Origin of the sequence: Miniimonas arenae (assembly GCF_006351005.1) — a bacterium.
GTDB classification, from domain to species: Bacteria; Actinomycetota; Actinomycetes; order Actinomycetales; family Beutenbergiaceae; genus Miniimonas; species Miniimonas arenae.
Genome location: NZ_VENP01000019.1, coordinates 17,365 through 35,555, shown reverse-complemented (window position 1 = coordinate 35,555; position 18,191 = coordinate 17,365). Strand labels below are relative to the sequence as shown.

Annotated in this window: 19 protein-coding genes; 7 read left to right on the top strand and 12 right to left on the bottom strand. The window is 75.2% G+C overall.

Annotation, left to right across the window (positions count from 1 at the left end):
* Positions 1-10: 10 nt before the first annotated feature.
* The 7 genes from FH969_RS06825 to FH969_RS06800 form a co-directional block, all read right to left on the bottom strand.
* Entirely contained in the window at positions 11-364 is a 354-nt protein-coding gene (locus FH969_RS06825; protein WP_108719037.1) for an Rv3654c family TadE-like protein, read from the bottom strand.
* An 83-nt stretch (positions 365-447) separates the two neighbouring features.
* Positions 448-762 (bottom strand): TadE family type IV pilus minor pilin, encoded by a 315-nt coding sequence (locus FH969_RS06820; RefSeq protein ID WP_108720171.1) that lies wholly within the window; start codon positions 760-762, stop codon positions 448-450.
* Between the two features lie 26 nt (positions 763-788).
* Positions 789-1,031: a DUF4244 domain-containing protein gene (locus tag FH969_RS06815; protein WP_108719036.1), complete on the bottom strand. Its 243-nt coding sequence runs from the start codon at positions 1,029-1,031 to the stop codon at positions 789-791.
* Positions 1,032-1,293: 262 nt separating this feature from the next.
* A complete protein-coding gene (locus FH969_RS15205) occupies positions 1,294-1,824 on the bottom strand; it encodes a type II secretion system F family protein (protein ID WP_180359706.1) in 531 nt (176 codons plus the stop codon).
* Positions 1,821-2,585, bottom strand: coding sequence for a hypothetical protein (locus FH969_RS15200; protein WP_180359705.1), 765 nt, complete (start codon positions 2,583-2,585; stop codon positions 1,821-1,823). Before FH969_RS15200 ends, FH969_RS15205 begins: the two co-directional genes overlap by 4 nt.
* A gap of 146 nt (positions 2,586-2,731) precedes the next feature.
* A complete protein-coding gene (locus FH969_RS06805; RefSeq protein ID WP_234417482.1) occupies positions 2,732-3,904 on the bottom strand; it encodes a TadA family conjugal transfer-associated ATPase in 1,173 nt (390 codons plus the stop codon).
* Positions 3,905-3,989: 85 nt separating this feature from the next.
* Positions 3,990-5,003 carry a CpaE-like family protein gene (locus tag FH969_RS06800; protein ID WP_139986582.1) on the bottom strand — a complete coding sequence of 338 codons (1,014 nt, stop codon included), beginning with the start codon at positions 5,001-5,003 and terminating at the stop codon, positions 3,990-3,992.
* Positions 5,004-5,381: 378 nt separating this feature from the next.
* On the opposite strand from FH969_RS06800, the gene FH969_RS06795 reads away from it, so the two are divergent.
* The 3 genes from FH969_RS06795 (at position 5,382) to acs (ending at position 9,963) form a co-directional block, all read left to right on the top strand.
* A complete protein-coding gene (locus FH969_RS06795; RefSeq protein WP_139986581.1) occupies positions 5,382-6,560 on the top strand; it encodes a hypothetical protein in 1,179 nt (392 codons plus the stop codon).
* Between the two features lie 75 nt (positions 6,561-6,635).
* Entirely contained in the window at positions 6,636-7,751 is a 1,116-nt protein-coding gene (locus FH969_RS06790; protein ID WP_139986580.1) for a hypothetical protein, read from the top strand.
* 214 nt (positions 7,752-7,965) lie between these two features.
* The gene (gene acs, locus FH969_RS06785) at positions 7,966-9,963 is read left to right on the top strand and encodes an acetate--CoA ligase (RefSeq protein WP_139986579.1); all 1,998 of its coding nucleotides are present in this window, start codon (positions 7,966-7,968) and stop codon (positions 9,961-9,963) included.
* 83 nt (positions 9,964-10,046) lie between these two features.
* Here the strand turns inward: acs and FH969_RS06780 are convergent, their stop codons facing one another.
* Complete coding sequence (locus tag FH969_RS06780; protein ID WP_139986578.1) at positions 10,047-10,856, bottom strand: hypothetical protein; 810 nt, start codon at positions 10,854-10,856, stop codon at positions 10,047-10,049.
* A gap of 129 nt (positions 10,857-10,985) precedes the next feature.
* Between FH969_RS06780 and FH969_RS06775 the strand changes: the two genes are divergently transcribed.
* Entirely contained in the window at positions 10,986-11,876 is an 891-nt protein-coding gene (locus tag FH969_RS06775; RefSeq protein WP_139986577.1) for an alpha/beta fold hydrolase, read from the top strand.
* A gap of 40 nt (positions 11,877-11,916) precedes the next feature.
* Here the strand turns inward: FH969_RS06775 and nth are convergent, their stop codons facing one another.
* Entirely contained in the window at positions 11,917-12,540 is a 624-nt protein-coding gene (gene nth / locus FH969_RS06770; RefSeq protein ID WP_139986600.1) for an endonuclease III, read from the bottom strand.
* 119 nt (positions 12,541-12,659) lie between these two features.
* On the opposite strand from nth, the gene FH969_RS06765 reads away from it, so the two are divergent.
* On the top strand, positions 12,660-13,337 hold the full coding sequence (locus FH969_RS06765; protein WP_218975276.1) for a Crp/Fnr family transcriptional regulator: 678 nt from the start codon (positions 12,660-12,662) through the stop codon (positions 13,335-13,337).
* Between the two features lie 100 nt (positions 13,338-13,437).
* Here the strand turns inward: FH969_RS06765 and FH969_RS06760 are convergent, their stop codons facing one another.
* Genes FH969_RS06760 through FH969_RS06750 form a run of 3 tightly spaced genes read right to left on the bottom strand, consistent with a single transcriptional unit; the run spans position 13,438 to position 14,494 of the window.
* Positions 13,438-13,959 carry a RidA family protein gene (locus FH969_RS06760; RefSeq protein ID WP_139986576.1) on the bottom strand — a complete coding sequence of 174 codons (522 nt, stop codon included), beginning with the start codon at positions 13,957-13,959 and terminating at the stop codon, positions 13,438-13,440.
* Complete coding sequence (gene sp36, locus FH969_RS06755; RefSeq protein WP_139986575.1) at positions 13,959-14,120, bottom strand: Sp36 family protein; 162 nt, start codon at positions 14,118-14,120, stop codon at positions 13,959-13,961. Before sp36 ends, FH969_RS06760 begins: the two co-directional genes overlap by 1 nt.
* A 29-nt stretch (positions 14,121-14,149) precedes the next feature.
* Positions 14,150-14,494, bottom strand: a complete 345-nt coding sequence (locus FH969_RS06750; protein ID WP_139986574.1) for a WhiB family transcriptional regulator — start codon at positions 14,492-14,494, stop codon at positions 14,150-14,152.
* 226 nt (positions 14,495-14,720) lie between these two features.
* On the opposite strand from FH969_RS06750, the gene FH969_RS06745 reads away from it, so the two are divergent.
* Positions 14,721-17,246 carry a transglycosylase domain-containing protein gene (locus FH969_RS06745; protein WP_139986573.1) on the top strand — a complete coding sequence of 842 codons (2,526 nt, stop codon included), beginning with the start codon at positions 14,721-14,723 and terminating at the stop codon, positions 17,244-17,246.
* A complete protein-coding gene (locus FH969_RS06740) occupies positions 17,243-18,190 on the top strand; it encodes a metallophosphoesterase (protein ID WP_370445355.1) in 948 nt (315 codons plus the stop codon). Before FH969_RS06745 ends, FH969_RS06740 begins: the two co-directional genes overlap by 4 nt.
* The last annotated feature ends 1 nt before the right edge of the window (position 18,191 follow it).

Here is an 18,191-nt window from a genome sequence, read left to right as displayed (position 1 = left end):
GAGCAGCCGGTCAGCGGTCAGCCGGACCCGCCCGCGCCTGCGCGAACGCCGCTCCAAGCGGCGTCGGCACCGTCGCGGACACCGTTGCCTGGCCGTCGTTGACGGCACACGCGACGAGGGCCGCACCGCTCTCCGCAGCGACGCGACGGGCCAGCATGCACGGGTCGCCGCGCACCGGGTCGAACCACGCCGTGGCCGCCGCGACCGCGGCCAAGTCGGCGGCCGTCTGCGCCTGTGCGCGAGCGCGCACCACGCCGACGAGCAGCGCGATCATCACGAGCAGCACCAGACCGGCGCCCACCACGCCGAGGACGAGGACCGTCCCGGATCCGCGCTCCCGGTCCGCTCGCCCGCCGTTCCCCACGGCCGCCCCGACCCGCCGAAACGCACCCGTTAGGGTCTCGCAGGCCGCCGTGGCCGCCCCGACCCGCGGGGCCGCGCCGGACCTCACGGGTCCCCCGGCTCGTCCAGGGCGGCCGCTCGTCCGACCACCGTGACCTCGGCCCCGAACGGCAGGGCGACCTCGCGAGAAACGACCACGTGCACCCACCCGTCCGCGCTGCTCACGCTGACGTCGGCCCCCACACCCGCGACGGCGAGCGCGGCGGCGACCGGGTCGACCTCACCGATCGCCGCCGCGCGGGCGGCCACGCGGGCGGCGTCTGAGCACCGCAGCTGCGCGACACCCGCCGAACCCGCGGAGAGCACCGCGACGAGCACGAGGACGACCGCGGGCAGCACGACGGCGGTCTCGGCCGTCACGCTGCCGCGCTCGCTCGAGCGCACGGCTACACCGACAGGGCGTCGCGGATGATCCCGAGCAGCAGGTCACGCACCTCCCCGCCCCGGAAGATCGCGAGCAGCAGACCGGCGAACGCCACGGCAGCCAGCGTGACGATGGCGTACTCGGCCGTCGCCATCCCCGCCTCGGCACGCGCCGTCACGAGCCGCCAGCGCCGCCCGAACCCGACCGTCACCAGCTCCTGCCAGCCGCGCAGGCGCCGGGCCACGCGCTTGGTCACATCGCTCATCGTCGAACCTCTTCCCGAGCCGTCCCTCGGCTCCTGCACCCGACCATCCGCCTCGCCGCCGAGGGCCGCCACGGGGGGTGTGCACGCTCCCGGGACGGCGCGCGTGTCGGCACGGTGGGGACAACACGAGGGGGAGGCACGGCCCCTCGGAGAAGATCGGGTGACGACCGAGCGGGACGCTCCTGCGCCGGGTGCCGGCACGGCGGCGCCCGCCGCGGCCCGCTCGGGCGGCGCCGGCCACCACCGAAGGCACGCGCCCGGATCACCACGCGCCGAGCAGGTCCCCGCCCGTCGCGACCACGACCGGGACGAGTCCGAGGAGCACGAACGCCGGGAGCAGGCAAAGCCCCAGCGGCAGCACGAGCCGCACCGCGAGCCGCTCAGCCTCCTCCCGCGCGCGAGCCGTGCGCTGCGCGCGCCAGGCCGCGGCGGCCGCCGCGAGCGACGGGCCGGGGTCCACACCGTGCTCCCACGCCGTCGCCAACGGCGCGAGCACCAGTCCCCAGGCCGAGGGCACCCGGTCGAACGCTTCCGTCCAGTCCGCACCGAGGCGCAGCATCCGCGCGCCGACGGCGAGTTCCTCCTCCCCCGCCGCCTCGCCGAGCGCCTCGAGGGCGGCTGGCACCGACGCGCCCGCCGCGAGCAGGCTCGCGACCAGGTCGCAGACGAGCGGCGGGTCGAGCATGAGTGAACGCCGCCGGTGAGGCGCGGCCACCACGGTCGACGGCGCGGGCTGCGGCAGGACGGCGAGCGCACACGCCACCGCGAGCAGTGCCGCAGCCAGCGCGATCACGCGCCCTCGCGGTGGACGACCCCGACGGTGCGCGGACGCACCGTCGGTTCTCGGGCAGCGGCCCGGACCAGCGCACGCGTCCACGCGTGCCCGAGGGCCAGCAGCACCGCACCGAGCCCGACGGCGAGCGCCGGCCACCCGCCGGCGCGCACCACGCCGACGACGTCGGCGCCGAGCAGGGCCCCGAGACCGAGCGCGGCGAGCGGGAGCCAGGCGAGCATGCGCGCCGTCGTCGCCGGCCCCGCTCGAGCTCGGCGACGTTCGGCGTCGGCGGCCGCGGCCTCCGCGACGCCGGCTGCACACGCGTCGAGCACGTGGGCCAGCGGCGCCCCGCATCGTGCGGCCACCGCGCACGCCACCGCGGCCCCGTCCGCCGCAGCCGAGCTCCCCACGAGCGCGAGCAGCGGCTCGGGCACGCCCTCCAGGCCCGCAGGCGCCGCGGGCGCCGCGCGGCCGGTCGGCCCCGGCCCGTCGAGACCGAGCCCGAGGCCGGAGCCGAGGCCGAAACCGCTGACGCCGTCGAGCGGCCGTCCCGCACCGGTGACGGTCCTCGACAGCGCGTGACCTGTCCGACCCGGCCAGCCAGCCGCGTCCCCGACGGTCGGCCGCTGGACGGGGCGGTCACCCGGCCCGAGCTCGGCCGCCCACGCGTCGGCGGGCGAGGCCCCGGCGCGGAGCCGGCTCGCCGCACCCGTGCACGCGAGCGCGAGCGCCGTCGCATCGAGCGGGCGCGCTCGACGGCGCCCGCGGGCTCGCCTCACCCACGAGGCCACACGATCTCCGCCGCCCCTCGCACGCGCCCGCGCCCTCTCCCGACCCGCCCCACCGCGGCGCCGCCGAGGGACGCCCCACACGGCGAGCGCACCACCCGCGCCCGCGAGCAGCGCCGCCAGCAGCACCGACCCGGTCACGTCGCGCCCCGCTCGAGCCGCCGCGCGAGCACGTCCCACGCCGCGGACGGCACCAGATCCCCCGCTCCGGTCGGCCGTACGAGCGCGAGCCGCGCGCGCAGGCGCCCCTCGTCGAGGTCGAGCACCGCGATCTGCTCCACGAGTCGCACGCCGCCACGCCGCACCACGTGGACCACGGCGTCGAACGCGCTCACCGCCTGCACCGCGACGGCCGCGGGGGTCATCCCCGCCAGCGACCCGAGCGCCTGCAACCGCGCCGGGACGTCGGGGGCCGCGTTCGCGTGCACGGTCGCCATGCCGCCGTCGTGCCCGGTGTTCAGCGCGAGCAGCACCTCGCGCACCTCGGCGCCGCGGCACTCCCCCAGCACGAGCCGGTCGGGTCGCATCCGCATCGCGGCCCGCACGAGGTCGGTCAGGCTCACGCCGCCCGCGCCCTGCACGTTCGCCGCGCGGGCCTGCAGGTGTACGACGTGCGGATGCCGGGGTGCGAGCTCGCGCGCCTCCTCGATGCACACGATCCGCTCGGTGCCGGGGGCTCGGGACAGCATCGCGGCGAGGAGCGTGGTCTTGCCGGTCCCGGTGCCACCGCTCACGAGCACGTTCGCGCGGCAGTCGACGAGGGCTCCGAGCACCTCGTGCGCCAGGGGTCCGAGCCCGCCCGACGCGTGCCACTCGGCCAGGCCGAGCGCCCGGGTCACGTGCCGCCGGAGCGACACGCACGCGCCGCCGGCGGCGATCGGCGCGAGCACGGCGTGCAGTCGGACGCCGTCGGGCAGCCTGCCGTCGGCGACCGGCGCCGCGTCGTCGAGCCGTTGGCCGGCAGCGGCCGCCAGGCGGGTCGCGAGGCGGCGCACGTCCCCGACGTCGAGCTCGACCCTGCGCAGCCCCTCGCCCCGGTCCACCCACACCTCCGTGGGGCCGTTCACGAGCACGTCCGTGGTGGCCGGATCCCGCCACAGCTCGCGCAGCGCCGCGCCGGAGCCGGCGAGGTCGGCGGTCACGTCGGCGAGACCCGCGACGGCGGAGCGCACCCCCAGCGCGTCGCCGGAGCCGACGATGACGTCGCGACAGGCGACGCGCAGCCGGTCTCCGCTCGCGCTCGCCGCCCGCGCGGCCTCACGGCGCACGAGCGCCACCCCGGCAGGGGTGTCCACCGCGGGCCGGGTCACGCGAACCCCAGCTCCCGGACGACGGCGCGAGCGAACCCCTGGTCCACCCTCGCCGGCGGGTCAGGAGTCGCCGACACTGGCCAGGTCACGCGAGCCCCAGCTCCCGGACGAGGCCGCGCACCGCGCGCGTGAGTCCCGCACGCCGACGGTCACCCGGCGTCACCCCGCGCGCGAGGTCGACGGCCATCCCCCGCGTGTGGGGCAGCACCGCGCGCACCGGGAGGCCGCACGCCTCCTCCACCTCGCCCCGCGGCAGGTCCAGCCCGCGCACGCTGCGCACCACGAGGTGCAGCCGGGGCCCGTCCACTCGGCCGTGCAGCTGGCCGACCTCCGCCCGCACCGCCGCCACCGCCCGGACCTCGGGGCTGGTGAGCAGCACGAGGTCGTCGCAGAGCGCCGCACTCGCGAGGTCGCCCGGCGCGGCCCCGAGATCGAGGACCACGAGCCGGACCACTCCCGCCAACGCTCCCGCTACCTGGTCGCGCACCCGCGGGTCGGCGCCACCGCGCGCGTCGGACGTGAGCACCCGCACGCGCTGCCAGGTCGGCAGCGCCGCCACGAGCTGCTCGCCCACGTACGGGCCGCCCGCCGCCGGCAGGTCCGCCCACCGCGGACCCGGCTCGTCCTCGAGCGAGAGCAGCAGGTCGATCCCCCCGGCCAGGTCGAGCAGCGCGGTGGACCGACCAGCGTCGGCTGCGCAGCGTGCCAGGAGCGCCGCCGTCACGGACGTCCCGAGTCCGCCGCACGCACCCAGCACGCCGACCGTGCGGGCGGTGCCGACCGAGAGCGCCAGCGCGACGGCGTCCGCGAGGTCCTCGGCCCCGGCCGGCAGCACGATCGCACCCGCCACGGGCTCGCGCGAGACCGCGATGCTCGTCCCGCGGCCCCACGACGGGTCTCCCGGCAGTCGCTCGGATGCGCTGTCGACATGGACGTGCGCGGGCGGCGGCGGCGTGCCCGGCGGCCGCACGAGCACCTGTGCGCCCCACCACGCCACCACGTCCCGCACCAGGTCGATCAGGACCTCGTCCGCGCTCCGAATCGCGACGAGCGTCTCGCCGCCCGCGACGACCGGCCCGCCGACCCGCCTGCGCACCATGTGCCTCACCTCCGCCACGAGCATGCGGCGATGCGCGCGCCAGGCGCTCGTGCCCTGGGGACGGCGCCGAGCAGACCCACCTCGCGCCGGGCTGGGGACAACCCGCCCGCTACCCAGCCGCGCACGCCAGGCACGCTGCCCGTCGGACACTCGCCCGCTACCCAGCCGCGCACGCCAGGCACGCTGCCCGTCCCCGCGTCGCGCGACGACACACCCGCCCGCAGCCTGACGTGCACGCCAGGGCACGATGCCGGGCCACGCGTCGCGCGAGGGCACCCGCCAGGGGGATACTCGAACGCGTCACCACCCGCCGAACGGATCGCGACGCCGCACCGACCCCGCGGGCGCCGCACCGCCCCACGCAGCGAAGGAGGACCGTTGACCACGACGCCGTCCGACCCTCCCGCCACGTCGGCGCTGCCGGCGGCGACCGCCACCGCAGCACCGACCGCCCCAGCGCCGGCAGCCGCGAGCACGGCCACGGCCACCACGCCCCCCGGGCCACCGACCACCCCGCGCGCGCCCGACGAGGCCGGTGCGCCGCTGCCTCGCCCCGTCCCGCCGCGCTCGCGCGCCCGCTGGCACCTCGGTGGCGTCGCCCTCGCCCTCGTCGGCGGGACGGCGGCGTTCCTCACGTTCGCCGTCGCGGCTCCCGACCTCGTCCAGGCGCCGGCGCGGGGCGGTGCTCCCGGGTGGGCCTGGGCCGCGCTCGCCGCGGCGATGCTGCTGCTCTCCGCACACGGCGGATGGGCGGCGCGCTCCTCGGCGGCCGCCGGAGCGGCGGGCGGCATCTGGGCGGTCTCGGGCCTCGCCGGTCTCCTGTGGCCCGATCTCGCGGCCCGGTTCGCCGAGCTCCTGCCCGGCCCGAGCGTCGAGGCGAGCGTCACGTCGGGTGCCGACGCCGGCGTCGACCTCGCGCTCGGCGCGCAGACGCTCCTGACCACGGGGGGCGTGCTCGCCGTCGGGGTCACGCTCCTCGGGGTGGCGATCGCGGCGACGATCGCACGACGCCGCGGGCGCCACACCGAGCGCTCTGAGCAGGTCACCGAGGATGCCGGCGACGTCACGGTGCCGCCCCGCTCGAGGCTCGGCGCCCACATCACCTCGCTCGTGCTCGGCGTGGTGCTGGCGGTGCTCGGCGTCGCGCTCACGAACGGCCTGGAGCTCTGGGGTGCCAACCGGGACGTGACCGACAGCTCGATCTGGCTCGCCGGCCTCGCCTTCGTCGTGGCCCTGCTCCTGCCCGCCGCCCTGGGCGCCACGTCCTCCCTCGGGCCCGGGATCGCGGGGCTCGTGTGGCTCGCGTCCGCCGTCCAGACGCTGCTCTCGCACGCGGTGCCGTCCGCCGTGTCAGCGCTCGGCTCCCCGCTCGTCGCCCCGCTCCTGGACACCCTGGACACCTCGTTGTGGTGGTTCGCGGACGGCTTGGGCACGACGGCGGTCGTCGCCGCCGCGCTGCTCGGCGGCGCCCTCGGGGCACACCTCGCGCGACGTGACGGCCGTGCCGTGCAGCGCCGCGAGCGGCGCATCGCGCGTGGCGCCGCGCGACGCGCCTGACGTCCTCCTCGGCGCGTATCCCCCGATCCGCGGCCCCGTGCGCCTAGCGTGGGCCGGGACGCAAGGAGGACCGCCATGACCACGCCCGACCAGCCCGACGAGAGCACGCCTCGCCCCGCCGCGGACGAGACGCCCGAGTCGGCGTCGACCGGGTCGCACTCGGCGCCCCGCCCGGTGCCGCCGATCGACGACGGCAGCACGCCGCCCCCACCCTCCGGCCCGGCCGAGCCGGCCTTCGGCGGAGCGACCACACCCGAGGGCGCCGGAAGCGGCGCACACCCCACGTCCGACGGCGGACGTGGGCTCGGCGCGACCGACGCCACCGCGGCGGGCACGGCGCCCGCCCGGGTCAGCGCGTTCGGCGGCGCGGCACGCCCGTCCGCCGACGGCGCGTCCGCGGACACTCACTCAGGCGCCGGGGCGACGACGAAGCTCCCCGTCGCCGAGACCGAGCCCACCGGGGCGACCGTCGGCGCGACCACCCCGATCGCGACGACGGGCTCGACGACCGCCGCCACGACGACGGGCACGGAGACCCGGCCGGTGGAGACCTCCACCACGCAGGTCGTGCCGCCGGGCCGCACGGTCCCGCTGGCCGACGAGGCGGCGCTGGCCGGCTCGACGGGCGGGCGGCTGCGCGAGCAGGCCGCGGAGAAGGAGCCCTACCCCGAGGAGGAGTGGCACGAGCCGCCCGTGAAGCGCACGGCCGCGCACCTGTGGAGCGTGCTCGGCATCCTCGTCGCCGCGCCGATCGCCTGGTTCCTGCTCACCGACGGCGCCCTGCGCACCTTCTGGAGCCTGCAGGCGATCGACGACAAGGTGAACGTCGCGGGCCTGCTCAGCCTCGCGGGCGGACTGGTCACGCTGCTGGTCATCGCGCTCGTCACCCGCGCCTCGAGCCTGGGGACCTGGATCTGGGGCGGCGTCATCGCGCTCGCCGGCATCGGCTTCCTCGTCTTCCCGCGCGAGGCGATGCAGTGGCTGCGTGACCACCGGGACACGTTCACGGGCCTCAACGAGGGCTTCGGCACCAACGTGTACAACTACCTGCTCGACACGGGCCGGTCCGGGCTGCTGCTGACGTTCGGCGTCGTGCTTCTGCTGCTCGCGCTCGTCGCCCACACCACCCGGCGCAGCGGCCGGAACGAGGGCCGGATCAAGGCCGAGCGGGCGGCGCGCGGCCTGGACTGACCCGACCGATCGACGCCTGAGCAGTCGCGCGGCCGCCCACTTGCCACCCGCGAGGACCCGCGGCCGCATCCCGACGCACCACCCTGAGCCCCCCGAGCCTCGCTCGGGGGGCTCAGAACTTCTCGCGTTCTTCTCGCCGGACACCGGCCCGCGCGGCCGCGACGCGTGCGTAGAGTGACGGACGTCACCCATCGTCGACGCCGCCGGAGCTGACATGACCGACGTCCAGTCCACCCCGGACTCCCCTGCCCTCGAGAACCTGCTGCACGAGACGCGCACGTTCCCCCCGACCCCCGCGTTCGCCGCGCAGGCGAACGTCCAGGCCGAGGCGTACGAGCGCGCCGACGCCGACCGGCTCGGGTTCTGGGCCGACAACGCCCGCGCCCTCCTCGACTGGCAGACCCCGTTCGAGACCGTCCTGGACGACTCCGCCGCGCCGCGGTACGGCTGGTTCACCGACGGCCGGCTGAACGCCGCCTACAACGCCGTGGACCGGCACGTGGCGGCCGGGAACGGCGACCGCGTCGCGATCCTGTGGGAGGGCGAGGACGGCGAGCAGCGCCGGATCACCTACGGCGAACTCGCTGCCGACGTCGCCCGGGCCGCGAACGCGATCAGCGCGCTGGGCGTCGGCACCGGCGACCGGGTCGCCATCTACCTGCCGATGATCCCCGAGGCCGTCGTCGCGCTCCTGGCCTGCGCCCGGATCGGCGCCCCGCACTCGGTCGTGTTCGGCGGCTTCTCCGCCGAGGCGCTGCACAGCCGCATCCTCGACGCCGAGGCCAAGCTCGTCATCACGGCCGACGGCGGGTACCGCCGCGGCGGTGCGAGCCCGCTGAAGCCCGCGGTGGACGACGCGCTCGCGAAGGGTGGGACCGCCGTCGAGCACGTGCTCGTGGTGCGCCGCACCGGCGGCGACGTCGCGTGGACGCCACAGCGCGACGTGTGGTGGCACGACGTCGTGCCGCAGGCCTCCGCCGAGCACGAGCCGGTCTGGGTGGACGCGGAGCACCCGCTGTTCATCCTCTACACGTCCGGCACCACGGGGAAGCCGAAGGGCATCTTCCACACCACGGGCGGCTACCTCACGCAGGCCGCGTACACCCACCACGCGGTCTTCGACCTCAAGCCCGAGACCGACGTCTACTGGTGCACCGCGGACATCGGCTGGATCACCGGGCACAGCTACGTCGTCTACGGCCCGCTCGTCAACGGCGCGACCCAGGTCATCTACGAGGGCACGCCCGACACCCCGCACAAGGGCCGCTGGTGGGAGATCGTGCAGAAGTACGGCGTGACGATCCTCTACACCGCCCCGACGGCGATCCGCACCTGCATGAAGTGGGGCGAGGACATCCCGGCCGGGTTCGACCTGTCCTCGTTGCGCCTGCTCGGCAGCGTCGGCGAACCGATCAACCCCGAGGCGTGGATGTGGTACCGCCGGGTGATCGGCGGCGACCGCGCGCCGATCGTCGACACGTGGTGGCAGACCGAGACCGGCGCCATCATGATCAGCCCGCTGCCCGGCGTCACCGCGACCAAGCCCGGCTCGGCGCAGACCCCGCTGCCCGGAGTCGTCGCGGAGGTGCTCGACGACGCCGGTCACGCCGTCGGGAACGGCCAGGGCGGCTACCTCGCGCTCACCGAGCCGTGGCCCTCGATGCTGCGTGGCATCTGGGGCGACGAGAAGCGGTTCGCGGAGACGTACTGGTCCCGGTTCCCGGGCGTGTACTTCGCCGGCGACGGCGCGAAGAAGGACGAGGACGGCGACATCTGGCTGCTGGGCCGGGTGGACGACGTGATGAACGTGTCCGGGCATCGGCTCTCCACTACCGAGATCGAGTCGGCGCTGGTGTCCCACCCGTGGGTCGCCGAGGCCGCCGTCGTCGGCGCCGCGGACGAGACCACCGGTCAGGCGGTCGTCGCGTTCGTCATCCTGCGGGGCGGCGACGAGGCGGCCGACCGGCCCGACGACGACGCCGAGGTGGTCGCCACGCTGCGCGGCCACGTCGGACAGGCGATCGGACCCATCGCGAAGCCGCGGTCGATCCTCGTGGTGTCCGAGTTGCCGAAGACGCGGTCGGGCAAGATCATGCGCCGCCTGCTGCGCGACGTGGCCGAGAACCGCTCGGTCGGCGACGTCACGACGCTCGCGGACTCCGGCGTCATGAGCCTCATCCAGCAGGGGCTCGCCAAGCCCGCCGCCGACTGAGCGAGCTCGCCGGGGCGGACGTCGGATCGGTCCGGTCGGTGCCGCCGCATCAACCGGGCCGACGTCGCCCGGGCCGAGGTGAGTCAGGCCGACGCGGCCTCGGTGGCGGTGTTGGCGGGACTCGCGCTGAGCAGCACGCACCCGCCGAGGGCGACGGCGATGCCCAGGACGAGCGGCACGCCCCACCCCGACCGGACGCCGTCGCCCAGCACCGCGATCCCGATCACGGACGGGATGACGACCTCGATCACCGAGACGACGGAGGCGGCGATCGCGACGCTGCCCCTCTCCAGGGCCCGGATGTTGCCCACCACGCCGACCGCGCCGCCGCCGAGCACCACGAGGGCGATCGGGCTCAGCACCATCTGCCAGAACGACGTCCCGTCCTCGGCCGCCCGCGCCCCCACCGCGACCAGGGAGAAGCCCAGTCCGGCGAGCACCGCCATGAGCCACGACGGCGCCCACCGGTAGCTCGCCGCGGTCGCCACGACGAGCACGCCGGTGAGCACCAGGAGCACGGTCACGAAGCCCGACGGGGGCTCGACGGAGGCGTCCGGACCCGCGGCGGCAGCCACGACGACGAGCCCCAGCACCACGACGGCCGCGCCGACCAGGTCGACGCGGCGCAGGGCGACGCCGGGCAGCACCCGCGGGGCGCCGAGCACCGAGACCACGACGGCCGCGGCGATGATCGTCTGCACCTCGAACAGCGGGGCCTTCTCGTACGCGAGGAGCGAGACGCCGAACGCGAGCCCGTCGATCACGAGTCCGACGACCACCAGCGGCTGGACGAACGCCCCCAGACCCTCGGCTCTTCTGGTCCCCGCGGCCTGCAGCAGCGTGGCCCCGCCGTACATCAGGCACGCGACGAGCGCGAGTGTCGGTCCGAGCATGTGCGCCCCTTCTCCGCCCGACGGTGGCTCGACGGTGACTCAACGGCGGCTCGACGACGCCCCGAGGTCGCGTCGAGCCGGCGAAAGCGGAGTCGGTCTCCGGATCCTACGGCCCGGTAGCCTCGTGGCGTGAAGGTGGACCCGGCAAGCCTGCTCGTCGCCGGACCGTGGGAGCACCGGTTCGTCTCCGCGAACGGAGCGCGCTTCCACGTCGCCGTCGCCGGGGACGAGGACGCGCCCCTGGTGGTGCTGCTGCACGGCTTCCCGCAGACCTGGTACGCGTGGCGTGCGCAGATCCCCGCACTCGCCGACGCGGGGTACCGCGTCGCCGCGATGGACCTGCGCGGCTTCGGCAGCTCCGACAAGCCGCCGCGCGGACACGACGCCCGTGCCCTGGCGACCGACGTCTCGGGTGTCATCCGCTCGCTCGGGGCGAGCTTCGCCGTCGTGGTCGGGCACGGCTACGGGGCCCAGATCGCCTGGTCGATGCCGGCGCTCGCACCGCGCGTGACGCGGGCGATCGCGACCCTGTCGAGCCCGCACCCGCTGCGGCTGCGCCAGTCCCGCAGCGTCCCGACCGGCACGCTCGCCGCCCTCGCGTTCGCGCAGCTGCCCTCCCTGCCCGAGCGCCGCCTGCGGGCGGACTGGGTCGGTCATCTGCTGCGCGCCTGGGGCGCCCCCGGCTGGCACTGCGAGGCGGCGGGTCTCTACGCCGACGCGATGCGCCAGCCCGCCGCGGCCCACCACGTCATGGAGCAGGCGCGGTGGCAGGTCCGCTCGAGCCCGCGTCCCGCCGGCCAGCGCTACCTCGCGGCGCTGCGCGAGGACATCACCGTCCCGGTGCTGGGGCTGCACGGCAGCGCCGACCGCTGCCTGCCGGCGTCGGGCCGGCGCTACGACGCCGCGTACGTGTCGGGGCCGCACGAGCTGCGCATCGCGCCGGGCGCCGGGCACTTCCTGCCCGAGGAGGCGCCGGAGGCCGTGACGCACCACCTGCTGGAGTTCCTCGCGCCGCTCTGAGGCGCCGTCGCCGCGTCCGGTTCGGATGCGGGCACACGGCTCACACGGCGAACGCCGACGGGCAGACGTCCGCGAGCACGCACTCCCCGCACGCGGGCCGCCGCGCGTGGCACACGCGCCGCCCGTGAAAGATCAGCCGGTGGCAGAGCATGACCCACTCCGACGGCGGCACGAGCGCCGCGATGTCGGCCTCCGCCCGCACGGGGTCGGTCTGCGTCGTCCACCCCAGCCTCCGCGCGAGGCGTCCCACGTGCGTGTCGACCGTGATGCCGGGGATGCCGAACGCGTTGCCGAGCACGAGGTTCGCCGTCTTGCGCCCGACGCCCGGGAGCGCGACGAGCGCGTCGAGGTCGGGCGGCACCTCGCCGTCGTGGTCGCGCACGAGGCCCTGGGCGAGGCCGACCAGCGACCGCGCCTTCGCGCGGAAGAACCCCAGCGGGCGAAGGACGTCCTCGAGGGCGGCGAGGTCCGCCGTCGCGAGCGCCGCAGCGTCCGGCCAGCGGCCGAACACCTCGGGGGTGACGGTGTTGACGCGCTCGTCGGTGGTCTGCGCGGAGAGCACGGTCGCGACGAGCAGCTGGAACGCGTCGGCGTGGTCGAGTGCGCAGCGTGCGTCGGGGTGCGCCAGCGCGAGTCGCGCGTTCACGACGGCGGGGTCCGCCATCCGCGTCTCCGGGCCGCCCGCCGCACCCTCGGCAGGACTCGTCGGCGGCGCGCTCGGCTTCACGCCCTCCACGCTACGACGTGGGTGGCAGACTGTCCGCGAAGGACAGGAGGCCATCAGTGACCGATGACGTCGTACGGACCGTCCCCCTCTTCGCCGACCTCGACGACGAGACCTATGCCGCCGTTCGTGCCGCCATGACCGCGACCAACGTGCGGCGTGGCGACGTGCTGTTCCGCGAGGGAGAGCAGGGCGACCGGTTCTGGGTCATCCTCGCGGGCAAGGTGAAGCTCGGCCACACCGCGGTGGACGGGCGCGAGAGCCTGCTCGCCGTGCTCGGGCCGGGTGAGATCGTGGGCGAGCTCTCGGTCTACGACCCGGGTCCGCGCACCGCGACGGCCACGATCCTCGCGCCGACCACGTTCCTCGAGCTCGAGCACACGCGGTTCGTCCGCCTGCTCGAGGAGCACCCGGTGCTCGGCCGGCAGCTCCTGCGCTCGCTCGCCCAGCGGCTGCGGCGGACCAACAGCGCGCTCGCGGACCTGGTGTTCTCCGACGTGCCCGGCCGCGTCGCCAAGGCGCTGCTCGACCTCGCGGCCCGCTTCGGCCGGCCCGTCTCCAACGGGGTGCGGGTCCCGCACGACCTCACGCAGGAGGAGCTGGCGCAGCTCGTCGGCGCCTCACGCGAGACCGTGAACAAGTCCCTCGCCGAGTTCTCCAGCCGCGGCTGGATCCAGCTCGACGGGCGCGCGGTCGTGCTCCTGGACCTGCAGCGCCTGGAGAAGCGCGCGCGCTGACGCGGCAGTTCGCCGTCGCGCCACGGTGCGCGACGGCGAACGAACCCTGGGCGCCCGGGTGCGCTGCGCCGTCGGGCGCCTCGCGCGTCAGGCGAGCTCGTCAGGCGAGCTCGACCGTGATCTCGACCTCGACGGGCGCGTCCAGCGGCAGCACCGCGACGCCGACCGCGGAGCGGGCGTGGCCGCCGGGCAGCACCGCGCCGAGGAGCTCGCTGGCGCCGTTGGCGACCGGCGGCTGGCCGGTGAACGTCGGCGCGGACGCGACGAACACGACGACCTTCACGACGCGCGCGATCCGGTCGAGTCCGCCCGCGACGTCGGCGGCCGCGGCGAGCGCGTTGAGCGCCGCGACCTGCGCGAGCTCGGCGGCGAGCGCCGGGGAGACCAGACCGTCGCCGGTGCCCTGCCCAGCCCCGCGCTCGGCGGCGTCCCCGACCTTCCCGACGGCGAGCAGCGCGCCGGCGCGGAACGGCAGCTGGCCGGAGGTGTGCACGAGGTTGCCGGTGCGCACCGCCGGCACGTAGGCGGCGACGGGCGCGGCGACCGGGGGCAGCTCGAGGCCGAGTGCGGCGAGGCGCTCGGACGGCGACGCGGGAGACGCAGCCGACGCGTCGGAACCCATCACTTCTGACCGGTGGGGCGCTTGAGGTAGGCGACGAGTCCGTTGCCGCCGGGACCGGGGACGACCTGAACGAGCTCCCACCCGTCGGCGCCCCACTGGTCGAGGATCTGCTTCGTGCTGTGCACGATGAGCGGGATGGTCGCGTACTCCCAGGTCGTCATGGCGGCCATGCTACGCAGGACGAGGCCCCCTAGTCGGTGCCGGTGGCGCTCGCCCACTCCTCCTCGAACCGGGCGGCCAGCGCGGTGTCGGCTGCGACTCGAGCGCGCCAGTCGACCCCTATCGGGGCGGCGCGCACCATCGCACGCCGCTCCCGCTCGGTGAGGCCTCCCCAGACCCCGAACTCCATGCCGGCCTCGAGCGCCTCGACGAGGCACGTCGTGCGCACCACGCACGCGAAGCACACCTGCCGGGCATCGCGCTGGGCCGCGCCACGGACGAACATCGCGTCGGGATCGACGCTGCGCCGCGCACCGCCGCACGCAGCGGCGGCGGTCCAGCTCTCGACCTCGCCGTGGGGTGTCGTCGTCGTCATCGCGGTCCTCCCGAACTCGGTTCGAGCCAACACCCTCCGAGCACCGCTCACCTGGGACCTCCGGCCCGTGCGCAGGCGCCAGGCGGGCCCTCTCGAACACACGCCGGACACCGGTCGGACCCCGCTGCGGCCCACGTCACAGCGGGGCCGCATCGCCACAGGATCGCCACATCGCCGCACCCGCCGCGCCACAAGCGTGCGTGGCCCGCCACGTACCCTGGGAGCCATGCCGTCTGCCCCACGCGCACCCCGCCACCGTGTCAACGTGTTCCAGGCGATCGCCCTGCTCATGGCCTTCCTGCTGCTCGCCGCCGTCGGTGGAGTGCTCTCCGCCGGACTGCTGATGCCGGCGGTCGCCGCGATCGGGACCACGTCCAACGCGGCGCAGCAGCTGTTCGACGACCTCCCGACCGACCTGGAGATCCAGCCGCCGTCGGAGCAGTCGCGCGTCCTGGCCTCCGACGGCAGCACGCTGGCCACGTTCTTCGTGGAGAACCGCATCGTCGTGCCGCTCACGGAGATCTCGCCGTACATGCAGCACGCGGTGATCGCGACGGAGGACCAGCGGTTCTACGAGCACTCGGGGGTCGACCCGGAGGGTCTCATGCGGGCGGCGCTCCAGACGCTCCAGGGCAACACGCAGGGCGCGTCGACGCTGACGCAGCAGTACGTGAAGAACGTCCTCATCGAGGCCGGCGTGGTCTCGGGCGACGACGAGGCGATCGAGGCGGCCCGCGAGGCGGACGGCGCCGAGGGCATCAACCGCAAGCTGCGCGAGATGAAGCTCGCGATCTCGCTCGAGAAGGTCTACACCAAGGACGAGATCCTCCAGGGCTACCTCAACATCGCGCAGTTCGGCGCGAGCCGCCTGTACGGCGTCGAGGCCGCGTCGCAGTACTACTTCGGGCACAGCGCGAAGGACATGACGCCGGCCGAGGCCGCGCTCGTCGCGGGCGTCACCAAGAGCCCCGGCCTGTACGACCCCACGCGCGGCGCGGACGACGGCTACCTGCAGGCGACCAACCGCCGCGACACGGTGCTCGGCCAGATGCACGCCCAGGGCTACATCACCGACGACGAGTACGCGACGGCGCTCGCGACCCCCGTCGCCGACATGCTGCACGTGACGCCGACCCCCGTGGGGTGCGCCACCGCCGGCATCAGCGCCTACTTCTGCGAGTACGTGACGAAGGTCGTGCTGCTCGACGGCTACCTGTCCGACGATGTCGACGAGGCCCGCCAGCTGCTGCAGCGCGGCGGCTACACGATCACGACGACGATCGACCCGGTGCGTCAGCAGCAGGCGTTCGACTCGCTCACGGCGCAGATCCCGGAGAACGACCCCTCCTACATCAGCAAGAAGGGCGAGGAGGGCATCTCCGGCTCGATCGTGACGGTCGAGCCGGGGACGGGCAACGTCGTCGCGATGGTGCAGAACACCACCTACGGCGACGCCACGGCCGAGAACCCGAGAGCCACGAAGGTCAACTTCAACGTCGACGCCGCGTACGGCGGCGGCCAGGGATTCCAGACGGGCTCGACGTTCAAGGCGTTCATCCTCACCCAGTGGCTCATCGACGGGCACTCGCTCAACGAGACGGTGAACGCCGCGAACGGCCAGACGTTCCCGGCCAACACCTGGAACATCTCGTGCTCCCCCGAGTCGGCGGCCACGTACGAGCCGAAGAACCTCGAGCCGGGTGGTGGCCAGATGACCGTGCTGCAGGCGACCGAGAACTCGGTCAACACGGCGTTCGCCTACATGGCGAACAAGCTCGACCTGTGCGCCGTCCGCAACACCACGAGCGCGATGGGCGTGCACGTCGGCGCCGGGACGATCGACCCGAACGACGTGCGTGGCACCGGCGTCGAGTCGCTGTACGAGGCACAGGCCGGCTCCGACATCCTCGCGATCCCCTCGATGGCGCTCGGCTCGAACACCATCGCGCCCCTCACGATGTCCGCGGCGTTCGCCACCTACGCCGCCAACGGCGTCTTCTGCGAGCCCCGGTCGATCACCTCGATCACCGATCGCGACGGGGCGCAGCTGGAGATCCCCGGCTCCCAGTGCTCGCAGGCGATCGACCCGACCATCGCCGCCGGTGTGACGTACGCGCTGCAGAACGTCGTCTCGAGCGGGACCGCGACCGCCGCCCAGATCGGCCGTCCCGCGGCAGGCAAGACCGGAACCGCGAACGAGGACTACAACGCGTGGTTCGTCGGGTACACGCCGCAGCTGTCCACCGCCGTGTGGATGGGTCACAGCGAGGGCGACATCCCGATGACCCGCACCGTGCTCAACGGGCGCTACTACTCCCAGATCTACGGTGGCCGCATCCCGGCGCCGATCTGGGGCGACTACATGAAGAAGGCCATGGACGGCCTCGAGGTGAAGGGTTTCGCCGAGGCGCAGGAGAAGCAGATCTGGGGCGACCGGATCGCCGTCCCGAACGTGATCGGCCAGTCGATCGCCCAGGCGACCGCGACCCTCCAGGGCGCCGGTTTCACGGTGACCGTCGGCGAGCAGCGTCCGAGCGACAACATCGCGGTGGGCAGCGTCGGTGCGCAGTCGAGCACGGGTCGTATGACCAAGGGCTCCGTGATCACGCTCTACCCGAGCTCCGGCCCCGCTCCCGTGGAGACCCCCACCACGGACCCGAACGCCCAGCAGACCGCACCCGCGGCCGACACCGGCGGCGGCAACAACGGTGGCGGCGGCAACGGTGGCGGCGGCGGCCGGGGGGACGGCTGAGCACGTCAGCGGCGCTGCGCACGACGGCGGTCCTCGCCGCGGGCGCGGCGGCCGGGTTCGCCTACGCCCTGCTGGAGGCGCACGCCTTCACGGTGCGTCACGCCGTCGTGCCGGTGCTCGACCCCGACGCCGAACCGGTGCGCATCCTGCACGTCTCCGACCTGCACCTCGTGCCGTCGCAGACGGACAAGATCGCGTTCGTCCGTGACCTCGCGACGCTCGAGCCCGACGTCGTGGTGGACACCGGCGACAACCTCGCGCACCGCGAGGCGCTGCCTCCCCTGCTGCACGCGCTCGAGCCGCTCCTGGCGCTGCCCGGGGCGTTCGTGCTCGGCTCGAACGACTACTACGCGCCCGTGGCCAAGTCGTGGTCGCGCTACCTGCGCAAGGACCCGCGCGACGCGGACACCCCCCGCGCGCTGCGCCGGCGCGACACCGAGTCGCGCGTGCTCCCGGCGGGTGAGCTCGCGGCCGAGCTGCGCCGGGCGGGCTGGAAGGACCTCACCAACCGGCGCGACGCCGTGATCACCCGGCACACCCACCTCGACCTCGTCGGGGTGGACGACCCGCACCTGGACCGCGACGAGTTCCCCGCCCGCGCTCCCCTGCCGCGGGGTGCGCTGCGGGTCGGCGTGGCGCACGCGCCGTACCGTCGGGTGCTCGAGGCGATGCGGCACGACGGCGCCGAGCTCGTCCTCGCGGGCCACACGCACGGCGGCCAGCTGGCCGTCCCCGGCTACGGCGCCCTGGTCACGAACTGCGACCTCGACCGCGGGCGCGCCAAGGGCCTGCACGGCTGGCCGGGGCCACGACCCGACGCGCGCGGCGGGCAGGGCTCGTACTGGCTGCACGTCAGCGCGGGCCTGGGCACCTCGCCGTTCGCGCCGGTGCGGTTCGCCTGCCGGCCCGAGGCGACGCTGCTGGAGCTCGTGCCCGCGGACTGAC